Genomic DNA, 19,962 nt, shown 5'->3' with positions numbered 1-19,962 from the left:
AACTTATTTCACCGCCTCCGGCAGCGTCACAATCCACAGCTCGCTGTCGGACTCCGGCTTCTTCAGCGGCTTCACGCTGAGCGTGGTTTCCACCGGTTTATCATCCAGCGTCAGCTTGCCTTCCGCGTTTACCCGGTAATCCTTGAGCTTCTTGCCCTCGACCGGGTTTTGCATCGCGACCTTCACGCCAAAATCGTTATCGTTCGCCACCGCAAGCGTTTTGCTGTCGATCAGCGCCAGCCCTTCAGCCTTCTCCTGCTGCCAGCCCAGCGCGCGGAGATCGACCACCTGCGTTTTTGACGCAAGGGTAATGCCGCGCTGCGCCAGGGTTTTCTCATCATCAAACTCTGGGTACTCGCCCGGCTTGTCAAAGGCGGAAAGATCGCTCGCCTTGCTGAGATCCACCTTGTAAATCAGGTTACGCATTCCGTCGTTTTTATCGCTTCCCTGCTCAATCAGCAGGATGTGCTGATTATCGAGCGCCACGATGTCGCCGATTTTGGCGTCGCTGTTTTTGTCGTAGGCCGCGCTGTCGATAGGGTAACCGTACATCGCGGTTTTGCCGGTCGCCGGGTCAAAGCTCACCAGACGGGTGAACAGCGCCTGCTTTTTGCTCTTACCGTCGATGTCCAGCGTGCTTTGCACGGCGGCGATAATGCGTCCGTCCGGCATCCGGGTCAGGCCTTCAAAGCCCCGGTTGGGCTGGCGCCATTTGATGATGTTTGGCAGACCGCCCGCGATGGATTTTTCCCCTTCCGCGGCCTGCGGCCCGTGGATCGCGAGGATCTTGCCTTTGCTGTCGACGTTAATCAGGAACGGGCCGTACTCGTCGCACAGCCAGTAGCCGCCTTTGCCGTCCGGCGTGATGCCTTCCGTATCCAGTCCGCGATTGTCACCCTTGAGCGTCTTTAAGGTATCGCTGAACGCCACTTCATTGGTGGAACCAATCACGCCGCTTTGCAGCGGCAGACCGTTAATCTCGCCTTTATCGTCATGCAGCGGGCGGGCATCACCCGCCTCCGCTTTGCCGTTCTGGACGCGAATGGTCATCAGCAGCGGCGCGAAATCTGGCGTGACAAATATTTTGGCTTCGTTTTTACCCATTTTGGGCGCATCGGCGTTGGGACCGCGATCGGTCACGGTCGCAAACGTCAGGGCATCGCCCTGCTTGCCCGTAAACAGCAGGCCAGAGCCAATCCCCACCGGGAGCCCGTTCGGGAACGCATCGGCAAACGCGCCGCTGTATTTCACATGGGAACCCTCGGGGAAGCTGACGACATAGCGCTCAGCGGTAGGCTGTGCCGCCAGGCCAGAGAAAGAGAGCGCACAACCGATAAGCACAGGAATAATTTTTCTTTTCATATTGTTAGCATCCAGTAAGTGAAGCCAACAACGTAAAGAATAAACGTGTCAGAAAAATGACATGGAAAGGCAATCGGCATGGGCGAGTGAACGTATATTCATTGCCCGGAAATGTAAGGTTATGTTGTATTGTGTGTCATCTGAAATACTTTTGGAAATTATTAGAAACTCAATTAATTCGCCTCTAATCACTATCCCTTCCTCGTTCAGTTTATGTTTAGTCAAAAAATTAAACGATGCCTAAACGTCCAAACATCACGCATTGACACCTCGACAATCAAACATCGATGCAACATTTCAAATAAAAAAGTTAACAATATCAGTATAAAACAGCGACCTTCATCACATTTGCAGTCATAAACATCGCTTGTTAAGGTGCCCCCAGATGAATTTAATGACGAGGCATAAAACATGAAAAAACTGAATATCCTTCTTCTTTCTGCTCTGACCGCCCTCTCGGGTTCAGCTCTGGCAATGGGTGGCAGCATTGAGCAGGGTAAAAACTTTACCAACCTCAACCTGGAAATGGGGAAATCCTCATCCGGCCTGTATGCCGAAAGCAACTGGCTTAAAAACACCGATGACGGTACCCAGACCGGCGGCGTGGGCGCAGGCTACAACCTGGAAGTAGGCCCGGTAATGCTGAATGCGGGTGCCAAAGCCATCTACATCGGTCCGAAAAAAGGCGATAACGGCGTGGCGTTCCCGATCGGCGGCGGCGTAAACATTGCCCTGACCGACAGCATCCACGTGTACGGTGAAGGCTACGTTGCGCCAGAAGGGCTGAACAACAGCGTGAAAAACTACGTGGAAGCCAACGGTGGCGTAAGCTGGACGCCGATCGCGCCGGTGACCCTGAAAGTGGGCTACCGCCACGTGAGCGTTGATGGTAAAGACGGTCGTCCGAACCACACGCTGATTGACGGCGCATATGTAGGTGGTGGAGTGTCCTTCTAAGCCTGTTTGTGCATTTCGCCAGGCGGCGCTACGCTTGCGCGGGCCTACAATGAAAGGGGCAATATATTAAAATTGTTGCACATTGTAGGCCGGGTAAGCGCAGCGCCACCCGGCAAGAAAAGCGATGACATTGTTCATAGTAAACCTGCCGGCTGGCAGGTTTTTTTATGATCTCTTACTGACGCACCACCACCAGCTTCTGGTTCACAAACTCTTTGATCCCCAGATCCGACAGCTCGCGTCCGTAACCGGAGCGCTTCACGCCGCCGAACGGCAGTTCTGGCGCGGTATCGGTAAGCCAGTTGATGTACACCATCCCGGTCTCGATCCGCGACGCCATTTTCTTCGCGCGCTCGATATCCTGGCTGAATACCGCCCCGCCCAGGCCGTAGTGGGAGTCGTTCGCCAGCGCAACTGCCTCGTCGTCGTTTTTCACCACGTACATCTGCGCTACCGGGCCGAAGAACTCTTCGAAGTACGCCGGGTTGTCGCGCGAGATATTCGTCAGGATCGTCGGTTCAAAAAAGCTCCCGTCGCGCTGCACCGGCTTGCCGCCATAGTGCAGCGTCGCGCCGTTTTTCACCGCCTCGTTAACCTGTTTGGTCAACGTTTCAAGCGCATCTTTCGACGACAGCGGCCCCAGCGTGGTGCTTTCGTCCAGCGGATCGCCAATCTTCACCTGCTTAAACGCCTCGGTGAATTTGCTCAGGAAGGCGTCGGCGATCTTTTCATGCAGGATAAAGCGCTTCGCCGCGGTACAGACCTGCCCGGCGTTGTTAAGGCGCGCATTCACGCCAGTCTTGACGGCTTTGTCCAGGTCCGCATCGTCCAGCACCACGAACACGTCGTTACCGCCCAGTTCAAGGGTGGATTTCTTGATGTGCTTCGCCGCCTGCGCGGCCACCACGCTGCCGGCTTTTTCGGAGCCGGTTAATGCGGCACCCTGCACGCGATCGTCGGCAATGATGTTCGCCACCTGCTCGGACGAGATAAACAGGTTAGTCCATGCGCCTTCCGGCGCCCCCGCCTCGCGCACCAGGTGGGCAAAGGTCTCGGCGCAGTGCGGCACGATGCTGGCATGCTTGGCGATCACCGGGTTGCCCGCCGCCAGGTTTGGTGCCAGGACGCGCATCAGTTGGTAATACGGGAAGTTCCACGGCTCAACGGCCATCAGCACGCCGATGGGATGATGCTCCACCCACGCTTCCCCGAGTTCGGATTGATACTTCACCGGAGCCAGGAACTGCTTCGCGTTGTCAGCGTAATAGCGGGCGATCTGCGCGCACAGCTTCACTTCGCCGCGGCTCTGTTCGATGAGCTTACCCATCTCCTTACTGGCAATTTTCGCCAGCTCCTCGGTGCGCTCGTCGATCAGATCGGCAAGCTTATGCAGCACCGGCAGGCGCTGGCTGATGTCGCCTTTCGCCCAGTCCGAATGGTAAAGCGCATCGGCCGCCTTCAGCGCCGCTTCGATATCCGCGTCGGTATGTGAGGGGTATTCTTTGATGAGCTGGTTAGTGGCAGGATTTACTGTCTGATAAGCCATGTCGAATCTCCTTGTTTTACCGCTTAGGGTATTAAGGGTAGTCAACATGACTGGCCGTGGACGTAAAGTTGGGTATATCCGGAAGGTTCTTAATGAAGCGCTGCCAGACGGTTCGCTGACGTGGTATAAAAAACGTCCAGAAGGAGGGCTTATGACCGATACCCGACACATCCGTCAGACTTTTCAACGCGCCTCAGGCCTTGAGCTGCGCAGCACGTGGCAGAGCACGCAGGCGTACAAACGCCACAGTCACCCTCAGCTCTCTATCGGCGCGATTATGGAAGGCCAGACCTGCTGCATTTGTCATGACAAAGAATACATTCTTAACCCCGGGGACCTCATTGTGATCCCGGCCTCTGCGCCGCACAGCTGCAACCCCGTCGCCGGGCAACCGCGCAGCTACCATATGCTCTATATCGACACCGATATTCCTCTGGCGCTCCAGGTGATTCGCGACCCTACGCTGTTTAAGCGCTACCTTGATATTGTTGAGATGATGTCGCCTGTATCCGTGGACAGGCTGCTTTCAGCCCTGCCCCGCTGCGTGGAAAACGCAGATGCGCTTCGCTCAACCAGTCAGCACGTGCGGCAGGCGTTTCTTGCCGACCTGACCGCACCGCCTTCCCTCGACGAACTTGCCCAACGATTCTCGCTGCGCAAGGAGACGCTGATCCGCACCTTCCGGCAGGATACCGGCCTGACGCCGGGCAGCTTCCTCAACATCTCCCGCGTGGAGTTCGCCAAAGCGCGGCTACGTGCCGGGGACGACATCGCCGACGTCGGCTACCAGAGCGGCTTTGCCGACCAGAGCCATTTTCATAAGACCTTCGTCAGCTATACCGCCGCCACGCCGCGCCAGTACGCGACGGGCCGATCAATATCAGACAATAAATAACGTTGGCATCACCGTAGCCTGACCTCAGATTGTTAACCGAGGTTGCTATGGAACTGTTCTTCCCTTCTGCTTTTCTCGCCCTGGCGCTGGCGCATTTTGTTGCGCTGTTGAGCCCGGGTCCGGATTTTTTCCTGCTGGTGGGCTACGCGGCGCGCTACCGACTGCGCGGCAGCGCTGGATTGTGCGTCGGCATCGCTGCGGGCAACGGGCTGTATATCTTACTGGTGATTATCGGCTGGAGTGCACTGCGCCAGTTTGCATGGCTGTTTACGCTCATCGAGTTATCCGGCGCACTGTACCTGCTGTGGATCGGCTCGCATCTGGTGCGCAGCCAACCGCAGGCGATGAGGCTGAATGAAACCCATCAGGGCTGCCCTTCGCTGCGCAAGCAGATCCTGCTGGGGCTCGGCTCGGCGCTGCTTAATCCGAAGAACGCGTTGTTCTATCTGGCGCTGATGACGGCGCTACTGGGGCCGGACGTGACGCTGCTTCAGCAGGCAACGTGCGGCGTCTGGATGGTGATGGTGGTGCTGGCGTGGGATCTGGCGCTGGTATCGCTGATGGGGCTATCGTCGGTGCAACAGAAGCTCAGCCGTGCGCTGTGGCTGATAGAGCGCACGGCGGGGGTGGTGCTGATGGGGTTTGGCGGGTGGGTGCTGTGGCGGCTGCTGGAAAATATACGCTGAGATAGCGGGCAGCCAAACGCTGCCCGCTATTTATTTTTTGTTTTGATCGCGCAGCATTGCTTCACGCAAAATGGCATTGAGCCGCGTCTGATAACCTTTCCCAGGCCGTTTAAGCCACTCCATCACATCGGCGTCAATGCGTACAGATGCCTGAGTTTTGAGTGGTCGATAGAACTTCCCTCGCACCGCCCCTGACCACTGTTCATCGTCCGTGGCAGGAATATCGCTGTAATCAATCTCCGCATCTGGTTTTTCAGCTAATGCTTTGAGCTCAGCCACACGACGAGCACTTACCTCAGGCGCACTACCTCGTTTATGTTTAACGATGCTCATAACGGCTCCTCTCTTTACGGTCCGCCTTTCGTGCGCTAATGATACGGATGATTTCTCCTCCGCTTTCAAAACGTACCGTATGTGCGACCAAAATAACAAGAAGGCCTTGCACAAGGCCGATGGTTTGCCAGCGAAATTCACCGTTTTCATAGCGATCCTGAACAGACAAATGATAAGGATCGTCGAAAACCATAACCGCATCCTCAAAACGTATGCCATGTTTTTGCAGGTTATTTTCGCCTTATTGCTATCCCACTCATACTCCATTGGCATAGTGTACCCTTCCCTGATTGTATATACAAAAAAGCATATACAAATTGCACAATGATTAAACCAAATATGTAAAAAGGTGTTTAATTCCGGAAGGTAGATTCCAGAAGCGGGAATGACATAACGCTCCCTGCTTTGCACATTCCCCCCGTATCCCTCTATCCTTAACCCATGGAAAAAATTGCTGAACTCAAACGCGCCAAGCTGTTGGCGCTGTCGCTGCTGCTGGTTGCCGCCGCGGCCTTTATCACCACCCTGTTCCTGCCGCAGACCTTCTGGGTGCGCGGCGTCAAGGCCATTGCCGAGGCGGCAATGGTCGGCGCGCTGGCTGACTGGTTTGCGGTGGTCGCGCTGTTCCGCCGGGTGCCGATTCCCTTTATCTCCCGCCATACGGCGATCATCCCGCGCAATAAAGACCGGATCGGCGACAATCTCGGCCAGTTCGTGCAGGAGAAGTTTCTGGATACCCAGTCGCTGGTGGCGTTGATTCGCCGCTATGAACCTGCCCAGATGATTGGTGCCTGGTTCAGCAAGGCTGACAACGCCCAGCGCGTCGGGCTGCATCTGATGCAGGTGATGAGCGGTTTTCTCGAGCTGACCGACGACGGGCGCATTCAGCGCCTGCTCAAACGCGCGGTGCATAAGGCCATCGACAAGGTCGATTTCACCGAAACCAGCGCCGTGATGCTGGAGAGCATGACCAAAAACAACCGCCACCAGGTGCTGCTGGACACCATCATCAACCGGCTGATTACGCTGATTCAGCGGGAAAGCACGCGGGACTTTATCGCCGACCAGATCGTCCACTGGCTCAAAACCGAGCATCCCCGCAAAGCGATGGTGCTGCCCACCGAGTGGCTGGGCGATCAGAGTGCGGAGATGGTATCGAACGCGGTCAACACGCTGCTGGACGATATCAGCCACGACCGCACGCACCAGATCCGCCAGGCGTTTGACCGCGCCACGCTGAAGCTTATCGACAACCTGAAAAACGATCCGGACATGGCGGCCAAAGCCGACAACATCAAGCATTACCTGAAAAACGATGAGGCGTTTAACCGTTATCTGGGCGAGATGTGGGCCGATCTGCGCCAGTGGCTGAAGGCGGATATGCAGAGTGAGGACTCGCGCGTGAAGCAGCGCATCGCCAACGCCGGGCTGTGGTTCGGTGAAACGCTGACGAACGACGCGAACCTGCAGGCCTCGCTGAACGAGCATCTGGAGCAGGCCGCGCACCGCCTCGCGCCGGATTTTGCCGCGTTCCTGACACGCCACATCAGCGACACGGTGAAAAGCTGGGATGCCAAAGACATGTCCCGCCAGATTGAGCTGAACATTGGCAAGGATCTGCAGTTTATCCGCGTCAACGGCACCCTGGTGGGCGGGACGATTGGCCTGATCCTGTTTTTACTCTCGCAGCTGCCTGCCGTGTTGGGACATTAATCCGCTTTGGGCGGCGCGATGACGTAGCGCGTCGCCTCGAAGCGGTTCAGGATCAGGTGCACCAGAAAGACCATCGTCAGCGTCGCCACCAGCGAAAAGGTAACGGAGGTGATGCGGTACAGATCGCTGAACACCAGGTCAGTGTCCGGGTGCATGTTCTGCCCGAACATTATCCCGATGGTGGTGATGCTGGAGAAGCCCACGCCCGCCCCCACCTTCTCCATCACGTGGAGTCGCGCACCAAACGCCAGCCCAAGGCCGATCAGCGGCATCATCAGCAGCATATGGCTGCTGTGATCGTAGAGGATCAGCTGCACCACCAGAATATAGAGACAGCCCAGCACCACGCCGACCACGCGCCAGATGGAGCTCATCACCGCGCCGCGATAGTGCATCGGGAACAGGATCAAAATCCCTGCCATCAGCGCCGAAAGCGAATCGCTTAAGTCGCTGATCTGAAAAACGACGAATATCAGCGTCGCGACGGTACCGGAGAGCAGCGACTCGTGGCGCACGCGGGCGTCATCTTTCTCAATCAGCGGCGGCGGCTTGCGGGGTTCCACATCCGGCAGAAGATAGTTCATCAGCGCGCTCAGGCACACCGCCATTACGCTCGCTTCGATGTTGGAAAACAGCAGCGTGTGCCAGTTGGTGGTGGGGTAGCTCATAAAGTTGAGCATCACGCTCTGGCACACCACGCCCATCGAACCGAACAGAAACAGCGGGCCTTTACTCATAAAGCGAAAGCGCATCACGTACAGGGCAAAGACCACCAGCGTCATGATGATCGGCCATTGCGACAAATAGCCGATGATAATCACCATTTCGACGCAGTTGAGCGATGCGCTGAAGATAAACTGCTTCGCCACGTGGCGGTTAAACACCGGCACCAGCGAAAGCAGCATGATCGGATAGACCACGAAAAAGACGCCGTAGCTGGTGTTATAGAAACTGGAGATGCTGAGCGCAATCATCCCGGCAAAGACGATGCGCAGGGTCTGGCGAAAGTCGTTTGCCGTATAGACGATGTTGCCGTGCGGGGTAAAGACCCGCGCCAGGGTACTAATAGACATAGTGAAGCAGGCTTACCAGGTGGATCTGCATCCCGGAGAAGAAGCGCGCAAACGGCCCTTCGCTGTTGTAGAGCTGCACGGTCGCGCGGGCGCCGGTCGGCAGATGCTTCGGCAGCGCCTCGTCCAGCGTCACGTGAATGCGCATGCGCTGGGCGTCGCGCACCCAGCGGTTGGAGGTTTCCGGCTCGGAGAGTTGGCCGTTAACGGCCTCCTGACCTGCCAGGATCCCCGCGTCGCTGCTGGTGACGTGGGCGCGGAAAACGTGTCCCGGGAAGGCGTCAAACACCACGGCCGCATCGGTGCCCTGATGGGTATGGCGCAGGCTCTTCTCACGGAAATCGGCCACGATATCGGTCTGGTTGTTCACCAGCGCCAGCGCGGCGGAACCGGATGAAGCGTAGAAGCCGGGGCTCAACTGCAGGTTACTGACCGTGCCGTCCGCCTGGGCGTAGACCTTCGTCCAGCCGAGGTTCAGCTCTGCTTCATCCAGCGCGTTACGGTATTTTTGCAGCGTCACGTTGCGGTGCTCGTCCCGCTCGCCGCGCTGGATACGCAGGTTCTGAATGTTGGCCTGAATTGAGCTGACGGACTGTTCGCTGCTCTGCCAGGTGGTGCGGACTTTATCCAGATCCGCCTGCGAGACGTTCTGCAGCGTGCTCAGCTTCTGGTAGCGATCAAAAGTCACTTTGTCGTTACGCGCGGTCAGCACGGCGGTTTTCAGGCTGGCCTGCGCGGCGGCGATCTGCGCATCCAGCTGTTCGTTGGACAGGCGTGCCTGCCCGAGCGCAATTTGCGCCGCTTCCACCTTATTGCGAAACGGCGTGTCATCGAGCTCAAACAGCAGATCGCCTCTCTTCACCTGGCTGTTGTTGTGGACATGTACCGCCGCCACGTAACCGGAGACGCGCGGAGACACCGGCGTCACCACGCGCATCACGGTGGAGTCCGGCGTCAGCGGGATCCAGATATCCGCGACGATAAAGTAGACAAACATCAGCAGGAAAGAGGCAATACTCACCCTTACCCAGCGGGCAAACTTTTGTTCAGGGGTCATTATTTTTCGGTCTTGTTATCTTCTTCGCGGATTGTCCGCAAATTGCAGGCGATTTGATTCAACGTGGCGCTGAAAATGTCGAGATGTTCCGGCGCGATGTTTTGCGATACGCGCGCCTGATACGTCTCAATGACCTGAGTGAGCCTTTGTAACAGGGCTTTTCCCTCAGGCGTCAGCGTCAGAAGCCGGATGCGCTTGTCATAAGGCGATACAGCGCGCAGCAGGTACCCCTGCTTTTCCAGCTGTGTCAGGGTGCGCATCAGCGGCGGCAGTTCAATGCCCTGCACCTCCGCCAGCTCACTCATTGAGACGTTATCCCCGAGCTGATGAAGCTGCATCATCACCGTCCAGCTCGACTGGGTTAACCCGGTATCGAGAATGGCCTCGTCGATGACGGCACGCCACTGGCGCACGATCATCGCCATCCGCATGCCCATCGGCCTGCGGCAGAACAGTTCTTCTTCACTCATGGGGAAACCTCTCGTCACACGCGGTCAAGATAATAGTTATCAGGGTAACTATCAAGAAACGAGAGGCGAAAGCGCAGGAATTGCGAAAGGTGTTACTGGAGGCGATGTACGCGTAGGCCCGGTAAGCGCAGCGCCACCGGGCGTTTTTAGCGGCTAAAAAGCCTCTTTACAGCGGCCTTCCCCGACGCCGTCACCACCACCTCCCGATATCCCGCCACACGCTGGATCCAGCCTTTATTTTCCAGATGGTCGAGCAGCAACGCGCCGGCTTCTCCGCCCAGGTGAAACCGCCGCTCGCTCCAGTCCAGGCAGGCGCAGCAGACCTTCCGGCGCGGATGCGCGCTTAACGAAATGCCGAGCGTCAGGAACTGCTCCCGGCCATAGAGTGTCAACGCTGAACCGTCAGCCTCCAGCCAGCCTTCCGTCTGCATGAAATCATAAATCTGCACCGCCACCGCGCCTGCGAGATGGTCATAGCAGGTCCGGGCTTCACGCATGGCTTTCGGTGCGGTGGTTTCCGGCGGGGTAATGCGGCTCCACGAAAGCCCCATCATCTGCTCCACCAGCGCCGCCACGTCGTGCCCGGCAAGACGATAATAGCGATGCCGCCCTTGCGACAGGCAGGTTATCAGTTGCCCTTCAAGCAGTCGGGCGAGATGCCCGCTGGCGGTCGACGGTGCGACATCTGCCGCCGCGCTCAGTTCGGTGGCCGTCCACGCCCGTCCGTCCATTAGCGCACAGAGCATCTTCACGCGCGACGGATCGGCCATTGCAGCCGCCACCGCGGCAATCGCCTTTTCCAGCATCGCGCTGTTATCAGGGGGTAAACTCGTCTTAAGCATGGGTCGCCCAGGGTTCGGTGATCTCTGCGGCCAGCTTATCATCATCCGTCAGCAGAATAAGGTGATTCGCATGGTCGCTGTACTGAGTCAGGATAGACACACCGCGTGCCGCCAGCGCCGCTGCGATCTCGCCCAGCTCGCCAGGGCGTTCCTGCTTAAGCTTTCTGATCACCGGCTTTCGCACCGCCTGCACGGTAAACCCGGCGTCGAGCAGCACGCGTCGCGCTTTTTTCCCGTCTTCCACCAGGAAATGGGCATGTGTACCAAATACGCCACCGCCCTCTAGCCCCACGCCGTTGCGGCCCAGCAGCTGCCCAAAGCGCGCCAGTTCACCCGGGATATCGCGAAAAATGACATGAACGTCATACATCGGCGTGTCCTCCGGTTTCAGAGGTATATTCCCGCACGACCTGCGCCACCCGAATGCGGTAGTACGCAAAAATTGACTCCCGTCCTTCGGCCTGCGCCGCCTGATGGAAGACGTTCTGCTTCCAGCGGCGGACGGCCTCTTCATCCCGCCACCAGGAGAGGGAGAGGATTTTGCCCTCGGTGGTCAGGCTCTGGAACCGTTCGATATCAATAAAACCGTCGATGTCCGCCAGCAGCGGCTTAAGCTCTGCGGCAAGCTGAAGATAGCGCGCCTGATGGGCAGGCGCGGCTTTGGCTTCGAAAAGGACTGCGATCATGGCTTTCTCTCCGTTGTGATGTTGGGGAGAGAATGCAGGAGGGAAAAGCACAATGCTTCGGCAAGGAGCGAAGCGTTGTGCCGGATGGCGCTGCGCTTATCCGACCTACGGGCTCATGTAGGCCCGGTAAGCGCAGCGCCACCGGGCGGGTTTTATCCCACCATCGACCTCGGCTCCATAAACGCCCGAATTCCCCACTCACCCATCTCGCGCCCCAAACCGGAGTGCCTGAAGCCACCGAACGGCGCTTTCGGTTCATGGGCCAGGGTGTTCACCAGCACGCGACCGGCAACAATCTGCTGCGCCACGCGTCGTGCGCGGTCCACATCGCCGCCCAGCACCATCGCGCTCAGGCCGTAGTCGGTGTCGTTGGCAATGGCTATCGCCTCCGCCTCGTCACGATAGGGGATCACGCACAGCACCGGACCGAAAATCTCGTCGCGGGCAATCGTCATCCGGTTGTTCACGTCGGCAAACAGCGTCGGACGCACAAACCAGCCGTCCTGCGTGCCGTCCGGTCGTCCTTCACCGCCCGCCAGCAGGCGTGCCCCCTCTTCGAGGCCTTTACGGATATAGCCCTGCACCCGCAGCCACTGCTTCTCGCTGACCATCGGGCCGACGTCTGTCGCACTGTTGCGCGGGTCGCCGGATTTCACCGCCGCCACGGCCTGCGCCAGCGCGGTTTCGATCTCCACCTTGCGCGAGTAAGGCACCAGAATGCGCGTTCCGGCCACGCACGCCTGTCCGCTGTTCATAAACCCGGCCTGGATCACCAGCGGGATCGCCTGCGCGAGATCCACATCATCCAGCAGGATCGTCGGCGATTTACCGCCCAACTCCAGCGTCACGCGCTTAAAGCTTTCCGCCGCGTTGCGCAGGATCGCCTTGCCGGTATTCGTGGAACCGGTGAACGAGATTTTTGCCACGTCCGGATGACGGCTAATCGTTTCGCCGACCGTCTCGCCGCGTCCGGTGACGATATTAAATACCCCTGGCGGTAATTCAGCATCGCGCAACGCTTCGGTGACAATCTGCGTTTGCAGGGCGCTCATTTCGCTCGGCTTGATCACCGCCGTGCAGCCCGCAGCGAGCGCGGCCGCCAGTTTGCCGCAGATAAACCCGGCATCGCTGTTCCACGGCGTAATCAGCCCGGCCACGCCAAGCGGCGTCATCTGCACCGTTGCGGCACCTGCGGGGGTGACAAACTCAAACGCCTCAAGCGCCTCGATGGCCTGCGTAATCACCTCTGCCGGATAGCTTGCCATCCACGCGGAGCGCGAGGCGGGCGCACCGTACTCCTCGACAATGGCGTCCAGCATCGCATCGTGACGGGCGGCCACGGCGGCGTGCATGCGCTTCAGCGCGGCGATGCGTTCCTGCTTTGTGGTCTGCGACCATGCCGGAAACGCCGCTTTTGCCGCCGCGATAGCGCGTTCAGCGTCAACCTCATCCGCCAGACGAACCTGGCCGATGACCTGCGCCGTCGCCGGATTGTACAAATCAAACCGCTCGGTACCGTGCGGGGTAACAAACTCGCCGTTAATAAAGATCTGTTCGATAGTGTGCATATAACCCTCCTCAGGCTGTGTGAGACCAGTCTGTCACGTCTTCTCCGTTGCGATAATCCACGCTATGCTGCAATGGTTGTTTCGATTTTCAGGATAATCTATGCATCGTTCAGGTCTGACAGAGCTGGAAGTGGTGATGGCGGTGGTGCGGCGCGGCAGCTTTCGCGGTGCGGCGCAGGAGCTGGGGATGTCCGCCACGGCGGTCAGTAACGCCATCGCCGGGCTGGAGAGCCGCCTTGAGACGCGGCTTTTCAACCGCACCACCCGCAGCGTGGCGCTCACCGACGCCGGGCAGCGCTACGTTGCGCGCATTGGCCCGGCGTTGCAGGAGATCCGTCTCGCTGGGGAAGAGATCCACAGTGACACCGGGGAACCTGCCGGCACGCTACGGCTGAACGTGCCGAACCATATCGGCACGCTGTTTCTGGACCAGCTGCTGATCGACTACATGATCCGCTACCCGAAAATGCGCGTGGAAACGGTGAGTGAAGCGAGGATGATCGACATCGTCGCCGAAGGTTATGACGCGGGGATCCGTCTCGAAGAGTCCGTTCCGCAGGACATGATCGCCGTGCCGCTGACCGGTGAGATCCGCCAGCTCGTCACCGCCACCCCGGACTATTTCGCCCGTCACGGCATACCCGAGACGCCGGACGATCTGCTTTCACATCAGGGGATCGGCATGCGTATGGCGCACGGTGGGATCTACCGCTGGGAGCTGGCCCGTCGGGGGGAAACGTACGCGCTTGCCGTGCCGCCGCGCTTTGCGACGTCCGATCTTTTTGCCTCGATCCGCGCCGTGAAAGCGGGATTAGGGGTGGGATTTTTACCGGAACTCTATATTCGGGACGAGCTGAAAAGCGGGGAGCTGGTGAGCGTCTTAAACGACTGGACGCAGCCGTTTGCCGGGCTGCGCCTGTACTACCCCGGCCATCGCCACATCCCGCCAGGGCTGCGGGCGCTGGTGGCGATGATCCGCGAGCGCGGAATTATTCCAGGTTAGCTTTATTCAGCCCGTACGCCGCATCCAGCGAACCGGGCGCCATGCGGGAGGTGATCCCCAGACGGTTCCAGGCGTTGATCGCCACGATGGCGAAGTTCAGCTCTGAAATCTCCACGTCCGAGAAGTGCTCCGCCACGCTGCGGTACAGCGCGTCACTCACCCCGTGAACGCCAATCTGGGTCAGCGCTTCGGTGAAGGCCAGCGCGGCTTTTTCACGGGCGCTGAACAGCGGGGACTCGCGCCAGGCCGCCAGATGGTACAGGCGCAGTTCGCGCTCGCCGGCGATTTTCGCCTCTTTTGAGTGCATATCCAGACAGAACGTACAGCCGTTCAGCTGCGACACGCGAATGTCGATCAGGTGCTTCAGCGCCGGATCGATGGAGGTTTTTGCTACCTCCATGCTCAGGGCAGACAGCGCGTTGGCGAGGGCAGGTGTAACTTTATGGTGGTTAACGCGAGTGCTCATGGTCTTTCCTCTTTTTGTGCGGCATATGCCGTGCGATGAGGCAAATCTACGCCGTTCATGACATAGTAAAAAGATACAAAAAGCGTGAAATGAGGTAGGACATGAAGCCGGGCTATCACGAGATTTATTCCCGCTACCGCGACAACATCATGCGCGGCGTGCTGAAGCCGGGCGACAGGGTGCCTGCCATCCGCGTGCTGGCGGAAGAGCTGAAGGTGGCGCGTAAAACCGTCGAAACGGCGTACGCCATTCTGACGGGTGAAGGGTATCTGGTGAGCCAGGGCGCGCGCGGCACGCAGGTTAACCCGGATTTACTGCTGCCGGATAAGACTGCCCCTGCGGAGCAGCCCACCGGAGCGCTTCCGGCCTCGCTCATCAGCCAGCGCGAGCGGGCTGGGTTTCTGCGCCCCGGCATTCCTGCCCTCGACAGCTTCCCGTATAAAAAATGGCTGCTGCTGGCGGGCCAGGCGACGCGGGCTATGCGACAGGAGGAGATGCTCAACCCGCCCGTTCTGGGCTGGTATCCGCTGCGCCAGGCCATCGCCAGCTACCTCAACATCTCACGCGGGCTCTCCTGCACCGCTGAACAGGTGCTGATCACCAGTGGCTACAGCGGCAGCCTGCGGCTGATCCTCGACACCCTCGCCAGCCGCAGCGACAAGGTGGTGTTTGAAGATCCGGGCTATTTTATGGGCCAGCAGCTGCTCAAGCGGATCGTGCCGCGCCTGCACACCGTGCCGGTCGACCGTTCAGGTATCGATACGGACTACCTGCTGCGTCACCATCGCGACGCCCGATTTGCCATCGTCACCCCGTCGCACCAGAGCCCGCTGGCGGTCACGCTCTCCCTGCCGCGTAAACAGCAGTTGCTCGACTGGGCCAGCCAGAACGAGGCGTGGATTATCGAAGACGATTACGACGGGGAGTTTCACTACACCCGCAAGGTGCTGCCGTCGCTGAAAAGCCTCGACCATCACGACCGGGTGATTTTTATGGGCACCTTCAGTAAAACCATCATGCCGTCGCTGCGCATGGGCTACGTGGTGATGCCCGCCAGCACCGTCGGAGCCTTTACCGACTGCGCGGACATCACCACCAGCGGCCAGCCGGTACTGACGCAAAAGATCCTCACCGCGTTTCTCAACGAAGGGCATTTTTTCCGTCATCTGAAAAAGATGCGCGCGCTGTATCAGACCCGCCGCGACTGGATGATTGCCGCCCTGCAGGAGGTGTATGGCGATCTGTTTTTCACCGAGCAAAACGACGGTGGGATGCATATCGTGGCGTTCCTGACCAAAGGAAGCCGTGACTGGGAAGTGGCGCGCTGCTGGCAGGAACAGCAGCTGCAGGTCAATGCGCTCTCGGAGTGGTATCGCGGGTCGGGCAAACGTTACGGGCTGGTGATGGGCTATAACAACGTGCGGTCGTATGAAGAGGCGGTTGAGCTGCTGGAAAGGCCGAAGCGGCAGACGTTTGCGCTGTTGCGCTGAAAATCGCCCGGTGGCGCTACGCTTACCGGGCCTACGGGATCGAGTAGGCCGGGTAAGGCGCAGCCGCCACCCGGCGACGACGTGGATCACACATCATAACGCGATAACCCAACGTCCTTGAGTTGCTCGTCGCTCATCTGGCTCAGGATGCGGCGGGTGCGGTTGATGCGATACCAGTTACGCAGCGTTTTTGCGATCCAGACAAACACAATAAACGGACGTTTTGAACGATTCTCGTAGAATTCCATGATGCTCTCCTCACTGTGTCAGTGGGGTTATCATCCCGGAAATCCACCCGTGCAATACAGATGCAAAAACAACTTTTGTTTAACATACAGATCCGCTAAAACAGTATCTGCATGGCAATTTTCGCAGCAATCTGTACTGGTTTTATAATCTGTATGGTGAAAACAAAGGATACAGCATGACACGCTACCAACATCTGGCCAATCTTCTGGCTGAACGCATTGAGCAAGGGCTGTATCGCAGCGGCGAACGTCTGCCGTCGGTGCGCACGCTGAGTCAGGAGCACGGCGTGAGCATCAGCACCATACAGCAGGCCTACCAGATCCTCGAAAACCTCCAGCTGATCACGCCTCAACCGCGCTCCGGCTATTTTGTCTCACCGCGCAAAGCCCAGCCGCCCGTCCCGGCGATGACGCGCCCGGTGCAGCGCCCCGTGGACGTTACCCAGTGGGATGAGGTGATGATGCTGCTGGACGCCCGCGCCGACAAAGAGATGATCTCCTTTGGCGGCGGTTCGCCGGACATTAACCAGCCGAGCCTGAAGCCCCTGTGGCGCGAGATGAGCCGCATCGCGCAGCATAACCCTGGCGAGATGCTGAGCTATGACGTGCTTGACGGGCGCCTGGAGCTGCGCGAGCAGATCGCCCGTCTGATGCTGGACGGCGGCTCCACCGTCTCGGCAAGCGACATTGTGATCACCAACGGCTGCCACGGCGCGCTGTCGATTGCCCTGCTGTCGGTATGCAAACCGGGGGATATCGTGGCGGTGGAATCGCCGTCGTTTCACGGCACCATGCAGATGCTGCGCGGGTTTGACATCAAGGCGATTGAAATTCCCACCGACTCTGAAACCGGGATCAGCATCGAAGCGCTAGAGCTGGCAATGGAGCAGTGGCCAATCAAGGCGGTGATTCTGGTGCCCAACTGCAATAACCCGCTCGGGTTTATCATGCCGGAGGCGCGGAAAAAGCAGGTGCTGGCCCTCGCCCAGCGGCACGATATCGTGATTGTCGAGGATGATATTTACGGCGAGCTGGCGGCGGAGTACCCGCGCCCGCGCACCATTCATTCGATGGATATCGACGGCCGCGTGATCCTCTGCAGCTCGTTTACCAAAACCGTGGCGCCGGGCCTGCGCGTCGGCTGGATTGTGCCGGGACGCTACTACGACCGGGTAATGCACATGAAATACGCCGCCGGCGGATTTAACGTGCCGGGCACGCAGATGGCGGTGGCGGCGTTTATTCGCGACGGTCATTACCATCGCCACGTGCGCCGTATGCGCCAGATTTATCAGCAGAATATGGAAACCTACACCTGCTGGGTGCGGCAGTATTTTCCGGCAGAGATTTGCGTCACGCGCCCGCAGGGCAGCTTCCTGCTGTGGATTGAGCTGCCGGAGAAGGTCGATATGGTGTGCGTCAGCAAGCAGCTGTGCCGGCTGAAGATCCAGGCCGCGGCCGGGTCGCTGTTTTCCGCCTCCGGGAAGTACCGTAACTGCCTGCGGATCAACGTGGCGCTGCCGCCGACGGAGAAACATCGCGAGGCGTTGAAGAAGCTGGGTGAAGCGATTGTGATTGCGATGGAGGAGTAGTGTTTTGCCGGGTGGCGGCTTCGCCTTACCCGGCCTACGTTCTTGCCGTTGTAGGCCCGGTAAGCGCAGCGCCACCGGGCAACAGGCTGCACTACTCGTCGAAGTACCAATACCCCTGGTTAATCAGCCCGGTGAGCTCCTCGACAAACGCCGGGTTTTTCAGCGCATCGCCCAGCTCGGCCTGACCGAGTTCGGTGTAGCGGCACAGCGCATCCGCCGCCTTCGCGTCTACCGTCTCCAGCTGTTCGCTGTTGATGAAGAAGCTGCCGTTGATGTTCAGCACGCGCAGGCCGCTCAGGCGAGACAGCGTTTCGCCGCCCTGCAGCGCGTCCAGCACCTCTTCCGGCGCGTACGGCGGCTCGGCGGCGGCAATATCCAGCTCGTGGCGCGGCGTGGAGACAAAACTGCCGAACCATTTTGTGAAATCATCTGGCTTGGCGATCATGTCGATCATCATCTGACGAATGCGATCGAGCTCGTACTGCTCCACGCGGCCCGGGTGTTCACGGCAGGTCAGATCCGGATCGCTGTAGTGCTCGCCGCCCAGATCGTTTTCCAGCGCATAATCGGCGAAGCTGCTGATCAGATCGCGGCCATTTGGCCCACGGAAGCCGACGGAGTAGTTAAGCGCCGTTTCATGGGTAAAACCGTCGTGCGGGAATCCAGGCGGAATATAGAGAATATCGCCCGGCGCCAGATCTTCGTCGATGATCGGCTCGAACGGATCCACATGCAGCAGCGCCGGATGCGGGCAGAACTGACGCATCGGCAGCTTGTCACCCACGCGCCAGCGGCGGCTGCCCATCCCCTGAATGATAAACACGTCGTACTGATCGATATGCGGACCCACGCCGCCGCCCGGTACGGAGAAGGAGATCATCAGATCGTCCAGACGCCAGTCCGGCAGAACGCGGAACGGACGCACCAGCTCCGCCGCGGGCATATGCCAGTGGTTCACCGCCTGCGCCAGCAGCGACCAGCCGGTTTCGCCCAGATCGTCAAAGTGCTCGAACGGACCATTGCTGGCCTGCCATTTACCGTTGAAATGGCTCACCAGACGGCTATCGACCTCCGGCTCCATCGCCAGACCCGCCAGCTCGTCTGGGGTAATCGGGTCGACAAAATTCGGGAAGGCATTTTTCAGCACAACGGGTTGCTTTTGCCAGTATTTCTCAAGAAATTCCGGCCAGTTCAGGTTCAGTTGATACGCCATGGGTAGCACCAGTGAGAAGGGAAACAGGCGCGATTATAGGCAAGAAGGCAGAGGGGGAACTTGTCATGGGTCAAACCAGCACGTGTAGGTCGGGTAAGGCGAAGCCGCCACCCGACACAAACACGCCGCGAAAACTTAATCCAGCTTCAGCTCGTCATAATGGGTAATCAGTTTACCCACGATACCATAGTCCAGCGCTTCCGCCGGGGACATCCAGAAGTTGCGGTCGGTGTCTTTTTTTACTTTTTCCAGCGGCTGGCCGGTAGCGTCGGCGATCAGCTTGTTCACGCGATCCAGCATGCGGATGATCTCGCGCGCTTCGATCTCAATATCCGTCGCCTGACCGCGCACGCCGCCCAGCGGCTGGTGGATCATGAAGCGGGTATTTGGCAGCGAGTAGCGGTGCTCTTTTTTCGCAGCCAGGAAGATGGTGATCCCGGCGCTCGCGACCCAGCCGGTGCCGATCACGTGCACTTCCGGGCGAATGAATTTGATGAAGTCGTGGATGGTGTCGCCCGCTTCTACGTGGCCGCCCTGGCTGTTGATGTACAGCTTGATCGGATCGTTGCTGACGCTTTGCAGCAGGATCATCTGGGTGATCACTTTCTGCGCCAGCTCCTGGTTGATCTCACCGGAGATCACAATCGAACGAGACTCCAGCAGTTTTTGCTGCAGAGCGCCCGCGCCGTTTGACCCTTCCGCTTTTTCCTTGTCGCTTTCTTTCAGTGTGTAGTGCATTGTTATTTCCTCAGCTTGTCGCGCTCA

The 19,962-nt window shown here is 58.7% G+C and carries 21 protein-coding genes and 1 pseudogene; 7 read left to right on the top strand and 15 right to left on the bottom strand.

Annotated elements, in window-relative coordinates:
* Nucleotides 1-3: 3 nt before the first annotated feature.
* Nucleotides 4-1,362, bottom strand: coding sequence for an esterase-like activity of phytase family protein (locus tag KGP25_RS03360; RefSeq protein WP_223539975.1), 1,359 nt, complete (start codon nt 1,360-1,362; stop codon nt 4-6).
* 411 nt (nt 1,363-1,773) lie between these two features.
* On the opposite strand from KGP25_RS03360, the gene KGP25_RS03355 reads away from it, so the two are divergent.
* Complete coding sequence (locus KGP25_RS03355) at nt 1,774-2,319, top strand: YfaZ family outer membrane protein (RefSeq protein WP_223539974.1); 546 nt, start codon at nt 1,774-1,776, stop codon at nt 2,317-2,319.
* A 175-nt stretch (nt 2,320-2,494) separates the two neighbouring features.
* On the opposite strand, the gene KGP25_RS03350 is transcribed toward KGP25_RS03355, so the two are convergent.
* Nucleotides 2,495-3,865, bottom strand: a complete 1,371-nt coding sequence (locus KGP25_RS03350) for an NAD-dependent succinate-semialdehyde dehydrogenase (protein WP_223539973.1) — start codon at nt 3,863-3,865, stop codon at nt 2,495-2,497.
* Nucleotides 3,866-4,016: 151 nt separating this feature from the next.
* Here KGP25_RS03350 and KGP25_RS03345 point away from each other — a divergent pair, with 151 nt between their 5' ends.
* Together KGP25_RS03345 and KGP25_RS03340 are read left to right on the top strand one after the other, a co-directional pair.
* Nucleotides 4,017-4,760 carry an AraC family transcriptional regulator gene (locus tag KGP25_RS03345; protein WP_223539972.1) on the top strand — a complete coding sequence of 248 codons (744 nt, stop codon included), beginning with the start codon at nt 4,017-4,019 and terminating at the stop codon, nt 4,758-4,760.
* Between the two features lie 47 nt (nt 4,761-4,807).
* Nucleotides 4,808-5,446 carry a LysE family translocator gene (locus tag KGP25_RS03340; protein ID WP_223539971.1) on the top strand — a complete coding sequence of 213 codons (639 nt, stop codon included), beginning with the start codon at nt 4,808-4,810 and terminating at the stop codon, nt 5,444-5,446.
* Nucleotides 5,447-5,476: 30 nt separating this feature from the next.
* Here KGP25_RS03340 and KGP25_RS03335 read toward each other — a convergent pair whose 3' ends face one another.
* Nucleotides 5,477-5,779, bottom strand: coding sequence for a BrnA antitoxin family protein (locus KGP25_RS03335; protein WP_023293359.1), 303 nt, complete (start codon nt 5,777-5,779; stop codon nt 5,477-5,479).
* A pseudogene (locus tag KGP25_RS03330) lies at nt 5,766-6,052 on the bottom strand (BrnT family toxin). Before KGP25_RS03330 ends, KGP25_RS03335 begins: the two are co-directional and overlap by 14 nt.
* Nucleotides 6,053-6,220: 168 nt before the next feature.
* Here KGP25_RS03330 and KGP25_RS03325 point away from each other — a divergent pair.
* On the top strand, nt 6,221-7,492 hold the full coding sequence (locus KGP25_RS03325; protein ID WP_063622629.1) for a DUF445 domain-containing protein: 1,272 nt from the start codon (nt 6,221-6,223) through the stop codon (nt 7,490-7,492).
* Here KGP25_RS03325 and KGP25_RS03320 read toward each other — a convergent pair.
* The 7 genes from KGP25_RS03320 to KGP25_RS03290 all read right to left on the bottom strand — a co-directional run bounded on the left by KGP25_RS03320 (nt 7,489) and on the right by KGP25_RS03290 (nt 13,185).
* The gene (locus KGP25_RS03320) at nt 7,489-8,565 is read right to left on the bottom strand and encodes a DUF2955 domain-containing protein (RefSeq protein ID WP_048028649.1); all 1,077 of its coding nucleotides are present in this window, start codon (nt 8,563-8,565) and stop codon (nt 7,489-7,491) included. The genes KGP25_RS03325 and KGP25_RS03320 overlap by 4 nt on opposite strands.
* Nucleotides 8,555-9,622, bottom strand: a complete 1,068-nt coding sequence (locus KGP25_RS03315) for an HlyD family secretion protein (RefSeq protein ID WP_223540535.1) — start codon at nt 9,620-9,622, stop codon at nt 8,555-8,557. Before KGP25_RS03315 ends, KGP25_RS03320 begins: the two co-directional genes overlap by 11 nt.
* Complete coding sequence (locus KGP25_RS03310) at nt 9,619-10,089, bottom strand: MarR family transcriptional regulator (protein WP_024908312.1); 471 nt, start codon at nt 10,087-10,089, stop codon at nt 9,619-9,621. The genes KGP25_RS03315 and KGP25_RS03310 overlap by 4 nt, the downstream gene beginning before the upstream one ends.
* 146 nt (nt 10,090-10,235) lie before the next feature.
* The gene (locus KGP25_RS03305) at nt 10,236-10,931 is read right to left on the bottom strand and encodes a winged helix-turn-helix domain-containing protein (RefSeq protein WP_196347040.1); all 696 of its coding nucleotides are present in this window, start codon (nt 10,929-10,931) and stop codon (nt 10,236-10,238) included.
* Nucleotides 10,924-11,301 (bottom strand): amino acid-binding protein, encoded by a 378-nt coding sequence (locus KGP25_RS03300; RefSeq protein ID WP_223539970.1) that lies wholly within the window; start codon nt 11,299-11,301, stop codon nt 10,924-10,926. The genes KGP25_RS03305 and KGP25_RS03300 overlap by 8 nt, the downstream gene beginning before the upstream one ends.
* Nucleotides 11,294-11,617, bottom strand: a complete 324-nt coding sequence (locus KGP25_RS03295; protein WP_048028659.1) for an antibiotic biosynthesis monooxygenase — start codon at nt 11,615-11,617, stop codon at nt 11,294-11,296. Before KGP25_RS03295 ends, KGP25_RS03300 begins: the two co-directional genes overlap by 8 nt.
* A 152-nt stretch (nt 11,618-11,769) precedes the next feature.
* On the bottom strand, nt 11,770-13,185 hold the full coding sequence (locus tag KGP25_RS03290; RefSeq protein WP_223539969.1) for an aldehyde dehydrogenase family protein: 1,416 nt from the start codon (nt 13,183-13,185) through the stop codon (nt 11,770-11,772).
* Nucleotides 13,186-13,285: 100 nt separating this feature from the next.
* Between KGP25_RS03290 and KGP25_RS03285 the strand changes: the two genes are divergently transcribed.
* A complete protein-coding gene (locus tag KGP25_RS03285; protein ID WP_223539968.1) occupies nt 13,286-14,188 on the top strand; it encodes a LysR family transcriptional regulator in 903 nt (300 codons plus the stop codon).
* Here KGP25_RS03285 and KGP25_RS03280 read toward each other — a convergent pair.
* Nucleotides 14,175-14,654 (bottom strand): carboxymuconolactone decarboxylase family protein, encoded by a 480-nt coding sequence (locus tag KGP25_RS03280; RefSeq protein WP_014882392.1) that lies wholly within the window; start codon nt 14,652-14,654, stop codon nt 14,175-14,177. The two genes, KGP25_RS03285 and KGP25_RS03280, sit on opposite strands and share 14 nt — an antisense overlap.
* Before the next feature lie 101 nt (nt 14,655-14,755).
* On the opposite strand from KGP25_RS03280, the gene KGP25_RS03275 reads away from it, so the two are divergent.
* A complete protein-coding gene (locus tag KGP25_RS03275; protein ID WP_223539967.1) occupies nt 14,756-16,144 on the top strand; it encodes a PLP-dependent aminotransferase family protein in 1,389 nt (462 codons plus the stop codon).
* An 86-nt stretch (nt 16,145-16,230) separates the two neighbouring features.
* Here the strand turns inward: KGP25_RS03275 and KGP25_RS03270 are convergent, their stop codons facing one another.
* A complete protein-coding gene (locus KGP25_RS03270) occupies nt 16,231-16,392 on the bottom strand; it encodes a DUF1127 domain-containing protein (RefSeq protein WP_022650337.1) in 162 nt (53 codons plus the stop codon).
* Between the two features lie 176 nt (nt 16,393-16,568).
* On the opposite strand from KGP25_RS03270, the gene KGP25_RS03265 reads away from it, so the two are divergent.
* On the top strand, nt 16,569-17,984 hold the full coding sequence (locus tag KGP25_RS03265) for a PLP-dependent aminotransferase family protein (RefSeq protein ID WP_111967172.1): 1,416 nt from the start codon (nt 16,569-16,571) through the stop codon (nt 17,982-17,984).
* Between the two features lie 91 nt (nt 17,985-18,075).
* On the opposite strand, the gene KGP25_RS03260 is transcribed toward KGP25_RS03265, so the two are convergent.
* Both KGP25_RS03260 and KGP25_RS03255 read right to left on the bottom strand, forming a co-directional pair.
* Nucleotides 18,076-19,197 carry a cupin domain-containing protein gene (locus tag KGP25_RS03260; protein ID WP_063622639.1) on the bottom strand — a complete coding sequence of 374 codons (1,122 nt, stop codon included), beginning with the start codon at nt 19,195-19,197 and terminating at the stop codon, nt 18,076-18,078.
* 135 nt (nt 19,198-19,332) lie between these two features.
* Complete coding sequence (locus KGP25_RS03255; protein WP_024909504.1) at nt 19,333-19,935, bottom strand: ATP-dependent Clp protease proteolytic subunit; 603 nt, start codon at nt 19,933-19,935, stop codon at nt 19,333-19,335.
* Between the last annotated feature and the right edge of the window lie 27 nt (nt 19,936-19,962).

It is taken from the genome of Enterobacter sp. JBIWA003 (assembly GCF_019968825.1).
In the GTDB taxonomy this organism is placed as follows: domain Bacteria; phylum Pseudomonadota; class Gammaproteobacteria; order Enterobacterales; family Enterobacteriaceae; genus Enterobacter; species Enterobacter quasiroggenkampii.
Note: the sequence above shows the minus strand (reverse complement) of the source record. Positions and strands in the feature narration are given on the sequence as shown.